The organism is Pseudomonas sp. P5_A2_2 (genome assembly GCF_054177685.1).
In genome coordinates this window covers 1-8,817 of sequence record NZ_JBGCUL010000154.1, presented here as the reverse complement: position 1 = coordinate 8,817, position 8,817 = coordinate 1, and the positions used below count along the sequence as shown (strand labels likewise).

The window sequence follows — 8,817 nt, the reverse complement described above, 5'->3', positions numbered from 1 at the left end:
TGCACAACCTGTTCGGTGACACCGACTCGGTGAACATCTACCAGAACGCCGACGGCAGCGTGTACCACGCCGGTATCGAAACCCACGACACCATCGAAGACATGCTGCGTTACGTGCACTTGTCGCCGGAAGAGCTGATGACCCACTACCGCGACAAGTGCGCCAGTGCCCGCATCAGCGCCACCGAGCGCACGCAGTTCCTCGATGCCTTGCGTCTGGGGCTGACCCGTTCGTCTTACCTGTCGTCCTGAGGTAAGCGTCACGCTTATCAGGTTGTCTGAAAATTTTCCGTTTGCTGCGGAAATTTCAGATGACCTGGTGGGCCGATTCTTTTTTTTCAAGCGAAACTGCCCACGTCCTTGGCAATCCATGCCATTTGGTCTTCTTTTCGCGTAGGTCATTTCCTAAGTTGTACTTCGGCACTCTACTCGGCCATGTCTCTCAGCGAGAATCCCCGGCCGCCCCTCCTGTAGAGAAACGCCGATGTTCAATCCAGTCAGCGAACCGTCATTTCGTCTGGATGTAGCAGGTCTGCCCGACTCCTTTGAGGTCCTGGCCTTTACCGGTAAAGAGGCCATCAGCGAGCCGTTCGTGTTCGACCTGGAACTGCTGATCGATGACCCGGTGCTTGACCTTGCCAGTTTGCTGTACCGCCCGGCCTCGTTGCATTTCGGACCAGACGGAAGCCACGTGCATGGACAATTGCATGAACTCGTCCAGCGTGATCATGCCTCGGGACCCCGGCTCTGCCAGGTGCGTCTGGGGCCAAAACTGGCTTGCCTGGCCCAGCGCTTCAGCCAACGAATTTTCAGCGCCCTTTCAGTGCCGCAAATCCTCGACCGGGTGCTCAAGGAGCACGGTATTACCGGCAAAGATCGACGCCTGGCGCTGAGCTGCGAATACCCGCCCCGGGATTTCTGCACGCAATATCGAGAGTCGGATCTGCAGTTTCTCCAGCGACTGTGCGCCCAGGAACGACTTCACTACCACTTCGAACACCGGGCCCGCGGGCACTGTGTGGTGTTTGGGGATGATCATCGGCATTTTCCAACCGGCGAACCTGCGGTATTGCGCAGCGAGGGCGATCGGCCGGCGGTGCGGCAGTTCGAACGTCTGCACTGTGGTGGGACAGCGGTGCAGAGTGCCGAATGCCGGACAGACCTGGCGACCTTGCGCAGCGGTCGGCTGATGCCGCTGTCCGGTCATCCGGTTGCCGAATGCAATCGCCTCTGGTTGCTGACCCACGTTGAGCATTGGGGCAGTCAGGATACGGCGAGGCCTTACCACAATCAGGCCCGTGCTCTGCAGTGGCCGACACCCTTCGCGCCGCCCTGTGTGACGGTCAAACCACAAATGCATAGCCTGCAACGGGCGTGGGTCGTCGAGGTCGATGAACCAGGCCCCGACCCGGCAAGGCCGGTACCGGTGCAGTTCGACTGGCTTTATCAGGGCGAAGGGGCTGCGCCCAGCCATTGCTGGTTACCCCTGGCCAGGCAACTGCAGGCATCGACGTTCTTGCCATTGCGGGAAGGGACTGAGCTGGTCGTGGGTTTTGTCGAGGGCGATCCCGATCAACCGCAGATAACCGGGCTGCTGCATGCGCCGGCAAAGGTCGAAGTGACGGACGCTGACACCCCCCARCCCGGCTGCACCCATGATGAGGGCCTGGAGCAATGGTTGCGGTCGGGGGAGCCATTGCTGGTGTTGTGCCTGCTGCCCGGCGGTGGCAGCTTCAACCATTGCGCACAGGCGTTGTGTACCTGTCGTCTGGCGACGCAGCTTGGCCAGAGCTCTGGAGCATGATCGCCACACGCAAGCCCGAGGCACCCCCGCAGTGGCTGTTGCTGGATGTACCGGGCACGCCGCAGGCGGGTGTCACACTTCGGCAGATGTTTGCGCAAGCCCGGTGGTCAGGGTTGTTCGAAGGTACGGAGTGGCATGCGCTGCATGAGCAGGGACCGGTCCTGGTCGATCTGCGTACCTGCCCGGCACTGGCCGACTTATGCATCGTCGACGGACAACGCTGGCCCGGATTGCTGATGGTCAGCGAGGCCAGCGCTGCGTCGTTGCTGACGCATTTGCAGCGCATGCTCACGGTCACGCTTGGCCTGCACCGGGCCCTTTTGAGCTACTACAACCCGATCACGGCGAGCTATTTCTTCGATGCCTGCGATGCCGTTGAGCTGAGTCGCTGGCTCGGGCCCATCAACCAGTTGCGCTGGTTCGGTGGCAGCTGGGCCGACCGCGCGACGGGATGTGAGGGCTGGCAGCGCTTGTCCAACCCGGGGCTGGCGGTCAGTCCGTTGGCAGTCGAGGAGAACCTCAGTGCCGGGCAACAGGAAAAACTGCAAACCTGCCTGCTCGAGCAGCAGGCCTGGCGCTGGAACCAATCCACCGGTGCCGATTTCTCCCGCCTGAGGGCCCATGTGCAAGAAGGGGTGGCGCTGGGTTTCAGCGAGCGCCCGGTGCTTGATGGCTGGATATGGCTGCGCTTGCAGTATCCCGACGCCGTGCCCGTGCAGCCGCTGCCGGGGCGGACTCAACAGGAGCGCCTCGATAGCCTGCGTCACTTGTGGCAGAGCGATCCACCCTGGTCATGAGGTTGCCCCGTTCAGTGAGTGCTGCCGGCGAACCAGCCATCGTGACGGCGCAGACGCCAGGCAATCACGCCAAGGGTCAGACTGCGCAGGAGCATGAACAACAAAAAGGTTATCCACAGGCCATGGTTGCCCCCGCCTTGCAGTGCCCAGCCGATAGGCAGCACCAGCGCCACGGTCAGCAGCATGCCGTTGCGCATTTCCCTGGCGCGGGTGGCGCCGATGAACAGGCCGTCGAGCAGGTAACTCCAGACGGCAATCAGCGGTAGTACGGCGAGGTAGGGCAAGTAGATGAACGCGGTGTCGCGTACGCTCTGAATGTTGGTCTGCATCTCGATGAATAGATGCCCGGCGCACAGAAACAGCGCAGCAAAGCCCAGGCTTGCCAGCAACGACCAGCCGCCGGCCACCACCAATGAGCGGCGCAGGGCATCGCGATTGCGGGCGCCAAGCGCATGCCCGCACAGGGCTTCCACGGCGTGGGCCAGGCCATCGAGGGCATGGGCGGTCAGCAGCAAGCCATTGAGCAGCAGGGCATTGGCCGCGACCGTGGCGTCGCCCAACCGCGCACCTTGCACCGTGATCAGGAAAAACACCGATTGCAGCGCCAGGCTACGGATGAAGATGTCGCGGTTGACCGCCAGCAATGGCCGCCAACTCTGCCACAGCGCCAATGCCGCCCAGGCGATATGCCCGGGGTAGGCGCGCAGGGCTTTGCGGGTCATCAGCAAACCGATCAGTGCCCCTGTCCACTCGGCAATCACCGAGGCCCGGGCGGCACCGACCACGCCCCACTCCAGGCCGAGGACGAACCACAGGTTCAGGGCAATGTTGACCAGGTTGGTGCTCAGCAAAATCGCCAGCGGCGCCCGGGCATTCTGGGTGCCGAGAAACCAGCCGACCAAGGCATRGCTGGCCAGCGCTGCGGGGAGTCCGAACAGACGGGTGTGGAAAAACTCGCGGGTCAGCTGATCGAGCTCAGCCGACGGTTGCATGAAGTGCAACGCCACCCCGCTCAATGGTACGCCCACCGCACCCAGGACCACGGCCAGGCCGATGGCGAGCAACAGGCCTTGCAACAGAATCTGCCGCAAGGCCGCACCATCCCCGCGCCCCGCCGCCTGGGCGGCGAACCCGGTGGAGCCCATGCGCAGAAAGCCCATGGCCCAGGCAAGGAAGGTGTACAGACTGGCCCCGACCGCGACGGCGCCGAGTTGATGGGCGTGGGGCAGGTGACCGATGACGGTGCTGTCGACCAGTGCCACCAGCRGTACTGAAATGTTCGAAAGAATCATCGGCGCGGCGAGTGCCCAGACCCGGCGATGGGTAGGGCGGTCGCGCCAGTCGGCGGTCAGGTTGGACATGCAGGCTCCTTGGGAGCAGGCATTGTAGCGGCACATTCCGGATATGCCGCGCTCCAATGTAGGAGCTGGCAAGCCGGCTCCTATAGGAATTGATGGTGTCAGTGGATGATCCAGCTGAGCAACCAAAGCCCCAACATCAACCAGATGATCCCCATGATGAACGACGCATTGAGAAAGGCGCGGATCGCCGACCACAGCAGTATCAGCCCGAGGATCAAGGTMACGATGCTGATGACCGAGGTATCCATGCCCAGCGCCTGGGACAGGCCTTCGACAAAATTACTGCTGGCGTTGCTCAACAGATTGAACAGCCCACTGAGGCCATCAATGATGAAGCGGATGATCGAGCCGAGTACCTGGCCGAGCCATTCGGAAAATCCTTCTACCTGCATGGAGTGAACGTCCTGATTAAAGAGAATTGAGTCTTGGGCTGTCGATCATGCTGCCGAGTTCCCACAAGCATAGAGGGTTGCGCAGGTGAGCATGCAACTTCTGCCCCTTGCCTTCACCTGTGATCCCCCCGAAGCTATACGCCTTCAGGAGAGCCCGATGAACCTTGTTGAACTGACCGAACGCCTGCACGCCATCCGTGACCGCAATGACTGGCGACAATTTCACAGCCCGAAAAACCTGGCCATGGCCGCGAGCGTGGAAATGTCCGAGCTGGTGGAGATTTTCCAGTGGCTTACCGAAGACCAGTCACGCCAGTTGCCGGCGGACAAACTCGCCCACGCCGGGCAGGAAGTCGGTGACATTGTGCTTTATCTGTTGCTGTTGTGCAGTGAGCTGGGCCTGGACATGGATGCCGTGGTGCGCAGCAAGCTGGCGGACAGCGAACGGAGGTTCAGCTGATGAGCGACCGTCATTTCGATCAACTGGCGACCCGTTTCGCCGAAAAAATCTACGGCGGTGCCAAAGGTGCGATCCGTCTGGCGGTGTTGCAGGCCGATCTGGCCGAAACCTTGCCCGACCGTCCGCTGCGCGTTCTGGACATCGGTGCCGGCCTTGGTCACATGTCGTTGTGGCTGGCCCAGCGCGGCCATCAGGTGACCCTCGCCGAGCCTGCCGAACCGATGCTCGAAGGCGCCCGCCAGCGTTTTGCCGAAGCCGGGCAGAGCGCCACATTCATTCAGGCACCCTGGCAGGAACTGCTCGGGCAGCTCACCGAACCCTACGATCTGGTGCTGTGCCACGCCGTGCTGGAATGGCTGGCCGAACCCCACGCCATCCTGCCGGTGYTGCATCAACTGACCAAGGCGGATGGCTGGCTGTCCCTGGCGTTCTACAACCGCGACGCGCTGATTTATCGCAACTTGCTCAAGGGCCATTTCCGCAAGATGCGCAAGAACGACATGGCCGGCGAAAAGCAGAGCCTGACCCCGCAGCAGCCCCTTGATCCGCGCGAGCTGGCGACGCAACTTGAAGGCCTGTGGAAGGTCGAAATACAGAGTGGCGTGCGAGTTTTTCACGATTACATGCCGGTGGAATTCCAGGCCCGTGCCGAACTGGTGGACCTGCTCGAAATGGAACTGGCCCACCGTCGCCATCCAAGCTTTGCCGGACTTGGGCGTTACTTGCACTGGATCTGTCGGCCTGTCTGATCGGAGCACGAAATGAAAAATCATTCAGGTGTACTGGTGTTCTGCCTGGGGCTGGCTGCCTGTCAGGGCAGCAACCCCTATGTGGCCACTTCCAACCCTTTGCCACCGGCGCCACCCCAGGCCGCCAATACTTTTGACCGCAGCGCTTACCCGGCAGCGCCGCGTGACTATGGACGTTATCGCAGTTGGGCCTGGCTCAACGGCCATCTGCCACCGGGCACTGCGTGGGCGGACTCGGCGCAGGTCGCCGAAGCGGTCAGCAMTGCGCTGGATCAGCGGGGTTTGCGTCCGCTGCATGACAATCGTCCGGCGGACCTGTTTGTCAGYGCCGACCTGCGGATGGAAACCCGCCTGCGTCAGGTTCGGGACGACTATTACGGCGGCGGTTATGGCGGCTACAACGGCTACGGTCCTGGATATGGCGGATACGCCACCGTGCCGATCATCCGTACCTATCAGGAACAGGTCGTGGTCGTGCAGGTGGACATGTTTGACGCCAAAAGTGGTCAACCGATTTGGAGCTCCAGCGCTGAAACCGGCAACCGGGGCCGCGAAAGCGAGCGCGCCGATGCGATACGGGAGGCTGTGGAAAAGGCGATGTCGGCGTATCCTCCTAGTTAGCTTCTTGTAGATAAGAAGCATTCCACAGGATCATGTCTTCAACCGGAGAATCATCATGTTCCGCCGTTTAGTTTTACTGGTAGTGGCCGCGCTGCTCAGTGCCTGCGCCGCCAACCAGGTCAATCATGACTTCGACGCCAGCCGCGACTTTGCTGCCTATCGCAGCTGGACCTGGAAAGAACCCGCCCTGCAATACCGTCCCGATGATCCACGGATCAAGAGCGACCTGACCGAACAGCGCGTCCGTCAGGCGGTTGCCGATCAACTGGATCAGCGCGGTCTGCGTCCGGCCGCCGCGGGTGCCAAGGGCGATTTGAATGTGCAGGCCTACCTGATTGTCGAAGAGCGGCAGCAACAGGTGACCACCAATTACGGCGGCGGCTGGGGTTACCCGTGGCATGGCTACTACGGCGCACCGATGTACAACGAAACCCGCAATGTCAGCTACAAAGTGGCGACCATCCAGATCGACCTGCTCGATGGCAAGGACGGCAAACTGGTGTGGCGCGGCAGTGACGAGCAGATGCTCAGCCGCACGCCGAACCCGACGGATCGTCGCGATGCCATCTGGCAAACGGTCACGCGGATATTGGCCAACTATCCACCGCACGCGTCCTAGAATCAGCCGGCCTCTCAACCCCTGTGCTCCCACAGGGGTTTTTTTGGATGGTGTACATATCCATTGCTGCGGTAACGGCGGCTTCCTTCTCTCGATGTGTTCGGCTKCGCCGAACGGCGCTGCGCGCCCACCCCCGRATGAACRCCTCCACTCAGCCTGCCGAGGGGGCGGGTGGATCAAGATCAAGAGCTGCAGGCGAGCTAACGCTCGGCCTGATGAGTGGTGAAGAGCAGTGGTGTACGCCGCTCTGCCTTTGCTCTTCTGTRGGAGCKAGCCTGCTCGCGATGGCGGCCTGMCAGCCGATCGAAATCTTTCGGATGTACTGAGTACCTGTGGGAGCGGGCTTGCTCGCGAAGACGGCCTGACAGCCGACCAATTTCTTTCGAATGTACCCAGCCCAACTGTGGGAGCGAGCTTGCTCGCGATGGCGGCCTGTCAGCCGACCAATCCTGTGTAGTTTTCCTCAAGTCCCGAGGAAACCTCCGACATGTTTTTCAGGTTGTCCGTCGGAAGTGCRATCTCTAGCCTTTGTCAGTCGCTGCAAATTCAGTGATCGGGTTTGGTCGCCCGGGTTTAGAATGGCGCACAGTGCCGCGCGAGCGGCATTTTTGTGCTTGCTTAATGGCGAGCTGTGCGTGGGAGGGCCTAGGCCCTGCCGGGTTTCCATTCCCTGGTCGACCAACCTGCGTACGGTTCGCCACCCTTCTGCTTGGTCGCAGTGATGGCGAACTGGCCCACGCCTGTGAATCACTGGCGTCGGCGAGTGTGATGGCGAGTGATTTCGCGGGGTTTCTGGAAGGCTCGCAGCGCAATACGATGCTGGGGATTGCGCATGTGATCATGCTGGGTGAGCTGGCGGTGAACCGGGCGCTGGACAATCTCGATCCGCAAGACTGACCACGCAGCTTTTGTGGCGAGGGAGCAAGCTCCCTCGCCACAGACATCGGCCTTGTCAGGCAACCGGCCGCCACTGCCCGACCATATGCTCCAGATCCCCGGCGCCCACCAACTGCAAATCCCCGCTCGGCCCTGGCGCACTGGCCAGCAACGTCACTTCACTGGGCAACCGTACCGGCTTCTTGAACTGCACCGCGATCTCGACATTTGCCGTCGGCAGGTGCCCGGCCAGCGCAGCCAGTGTGCGTGCCTTGTTCCACAGGCCATGGGCGATGGCGGTCGGGAAACCGAAGAGCCGGGCGCTGGCCGCGCTCAGGTGGATCGGGTTGTAGTCGCCGGACACCTTGGCGTATTGCCTGCCGATGTCCGGGGGCGCTTTCCAGTGCTCGATTTCGCTCAAGTCCAGGCTGGATGTCAGAGGTTCTTCGAGCGGTTCGCCCTCGAGTTTGACACCGCGACAGAGCATCCGGCTTTCTGCTTCCCACAACGGCCCCAACTGATCGTCGAGGCTGGTCAGCAGATCGAACGTCGCGCCTTTGGCGTGGGGTTGCAGGTTCTGCACTTGCACGCTGACGCACACCCGATTCACCCCGCCCATGGGGCGCAGTACACGAATGCGGTTGCTCAGGTGAATCAGGCCTAGCAGCGGAAACGGGAAGTTCCTTGCCGTGAGCAATTGCATCTGCAAGGCGAACCCGAGGATATGCGGATAGGTCGGCGGCAGCAGGCCGCTGTCGGCGAAACCACAGACCTTGCGATAAGCCGCCAGGCGCTTGGGATCGACTTCTACCCAGCAACGCAAACCCGAATCCGGCAGGCGGGTGCCAGTGATTTTTCGCCGTGTCGCCGCTCGTGCGTATGACCCCGGCAGGCTCGGTTCGCGATTGAGTGTGTGCCAGTCGGTGATCATGTCTAAGCCCCCAGAGCGCTTTGCCCACACACGCGCAACGCTTGCCCGGTGAACGCGCCGGTGCCCGGTTGCGCGAGCCAGGCCACGGCTTCGGCGACGTCTTGTGGCAAGCCGCCCTGGCCAAGCGAACTCATGCGCCGTCCGGCTTCGCGCAGGCCGAAGGGAATGTGCGCGGTCATTTGCGTTTCGATGAAGCCCGGCGCCACGG

Annotated in this window: 11 protein-coding genes and 1 pseudogene; 8 read left to right on the top strand and 4 right to left on the bottom strand. The window is 61.8% G+C overall.

All coding sequences use genetic code 11. The annotated features are described in order from the left end of the window. The 3 genes and pseudogenes from ACXRVY_RS12185 to ACXRVY_RS12175 all read left to right on the top strand — a co-directional run. Nucleotides 1–251 (top strand): annotated as a pseudogene (locus ACXRVY_RS12185) (arginine decarboxylase); the annotation flags it as partial. A 232-nt stretch (nucleotides 252–483) separates the two neighbouring features. After that, nucleotides 484–1,803, top strand: a complete 1,320-nt coding sequence (locus ACXRVY_RS12180) for a contractile injection system protein, VgrG/Pvc8 family (RefSeq protein WP_223462776.1) — start codon at nucleotides 484–486, stop codon at nucleotides 1,801–1,803. After that, nucleotides 1,800–2,600, top strand: coding sequence for a DUF4123 domain-containing protein (locus ACXRVY_RS12175; protein ID WP_223462777.1), 801 nt, complete (start codon nucleotides 1,800–1,802; stop codon nucleotides 2,598–2,600). The genes ACXRVY_RS12180 and ACXRVY_RS12175 overlap by 4 nt, the downstream gene beginning before the upstream one ends. Before the next feature lie 11 nt (nucleotides 2,601–2,611). Here ACXRVY_RS12175 and ACXRVY_RS12170 read toward each other — a convergent pair whose 3' ends face one another. Continuing rightward, a complete protein-coding gene (locus ACXRVY_RS12170; protein WP_458237471.1) occupies nucleotides 2,612–3,961 on the bottom strand; it encodes an MATE family efflux transporter in 1,350 nt (449 codons plus the stop codon). Between the two features lie 98 nt (nucleotides 3,962–4,059). Next, a complete protein-coding gene (locus tag ACXRVY_RS12165; RefSeq protein WP_223462779.1) occupies nucleotides 4,060–4,353 on the bottom strand; it encodes a hypothetical protein in 294 nt (97 codons plus the stop codon). Between the two features lie 157 nt (nucleotides 4,354–4,510). Here ACXRVY_RS12165 and ACXRVY_RS12160 point away from each other — a divergent pair, with 157 nt between their 5' ends. From ACXRVY_RS12160 to ACXRVY_RS12140, 5 genes are all read left to right on the top strand, one after another. Further along, entirely contained in the window at nucleotides 4,511–4,813 is a 303-nt protein-coding gene (locus ACXRVY_RS12160; RefSeq protein WP_085727452.1) for a MazG-like family protein, read from the top strand. Then, entirely contained in the window at nucleotides 4,813–5,562 is a 750-nt protein-coding gene (locus tag ACXRVY_RS12155) for a methyltransferase domain-containing protein (protein WP_108219847.1), read from the top strand. The genes ACXRVY_RS12160 and ACXRVY_RS12155 overlap by 1 nt, the downstream gene beginning before the upstream one ends. 12 nt (nucleotides 5,563–5,574) lie before the next feature. Beyond that, entirely contained in the window at nucleotides 5,575–6,183 is a 609-nt protein-coding gene (locus ACXRVY_RS12150) for a DUF4136 domain-containing protein (protein ID WP_458237470.1), read from the top strand. A 55-nt stretch (nucleotides 6,184–6,238) separates the two neighbouring features. Beyond that, a complete protein-coding gene (locus ACXRVY_RS12145; RefSeq protein WP_223462781.1) occupies nucleotides 6,239–6,802 on the top strand; it encodes a DUF4136 domain-containing protein in 564 nt (187 codons plus the stop codon). A 621-nt stretch (nucleotides 6,803–7,423) separates the two neighbouring features. Then, nucleotides 7,424–7,699 (top strand): DUF6124 family protein, encoded by a 276-nt coding sequence (locus tag ACXRVY_RS12140; protein ID WP_458237469.1) that lies wholly within the window; start codon nucleotides 7,424–7,426, stop codon nucleotides 7,697–7,699. Between the two features lie 55 nt (nucleotides 7,700–7,754). Here the strand turns inward: ACXRVY_RS12140 and ACXRVY_RS12135 are convergent, their stop codons facing one another. Together ACXRVY_RS12135 and ACXRVY_RS12130 are read right to left on the bottom strand one after the other, a co-directional pair. Next, nucleotides 7,755–8,609, bottom strand: coding sequence for a MaoC family dehydratase (locus ACXRVY_RS12135; RefSeq protein WP_223462783.1), 855 nt, complete (start codon nucleotides 8,607–8,609; stop codon nucleotides 7,755–7,757). 2 nt (nucleotides 8,610–8,611) lie between these two features. Beyond that, on the bottom strand, nucleotides 8,612–8,817 hold a 206-nt coding region (locus tag ACXRVY_RS12130), incomplete at its 5' end, for an SDR family oxidoreductase (protein WP_458237468.1).

Coding starts and splice junctions, on each gene's coding strand:
- ACXRVY_RS12175 (WP_223462777.1), top strand. CDS start 1,800: ATGATCGCCACACGCAAGCCCGAGGCACCCCCGCAGTGGCTGTTGCTG.
- ACXRVY_RS12145 (WP_223462781.1), top strand. CDS start 6,239: ATGTTCCGCCGTTTAGTTTTACTGGTAGTGGCCGCGCTGCTCAGTGCC.
- ACXRVY_RS12140 (WP_458237469.1), top strand. CDS start 7,424: ATGGCGAGCTGTGCGTGGGAGGGCCTAGGCCCTGCCGGGTTTCCATTC.
- ACXRVY_RS12160 (WP_085727452.1), top strand. CDS start 4,511: ATGAACCTTGTTGAACTGACCGAACGCCTGCACGCCATCCGTGACCGC.
- ACXRVY_RS12135 (WP_223462783.1), bottom strand. CDS start 8,609: ATGATCACCGACTGGCACACACTCAATCGCGAACCGAGCCTGCCGGGG.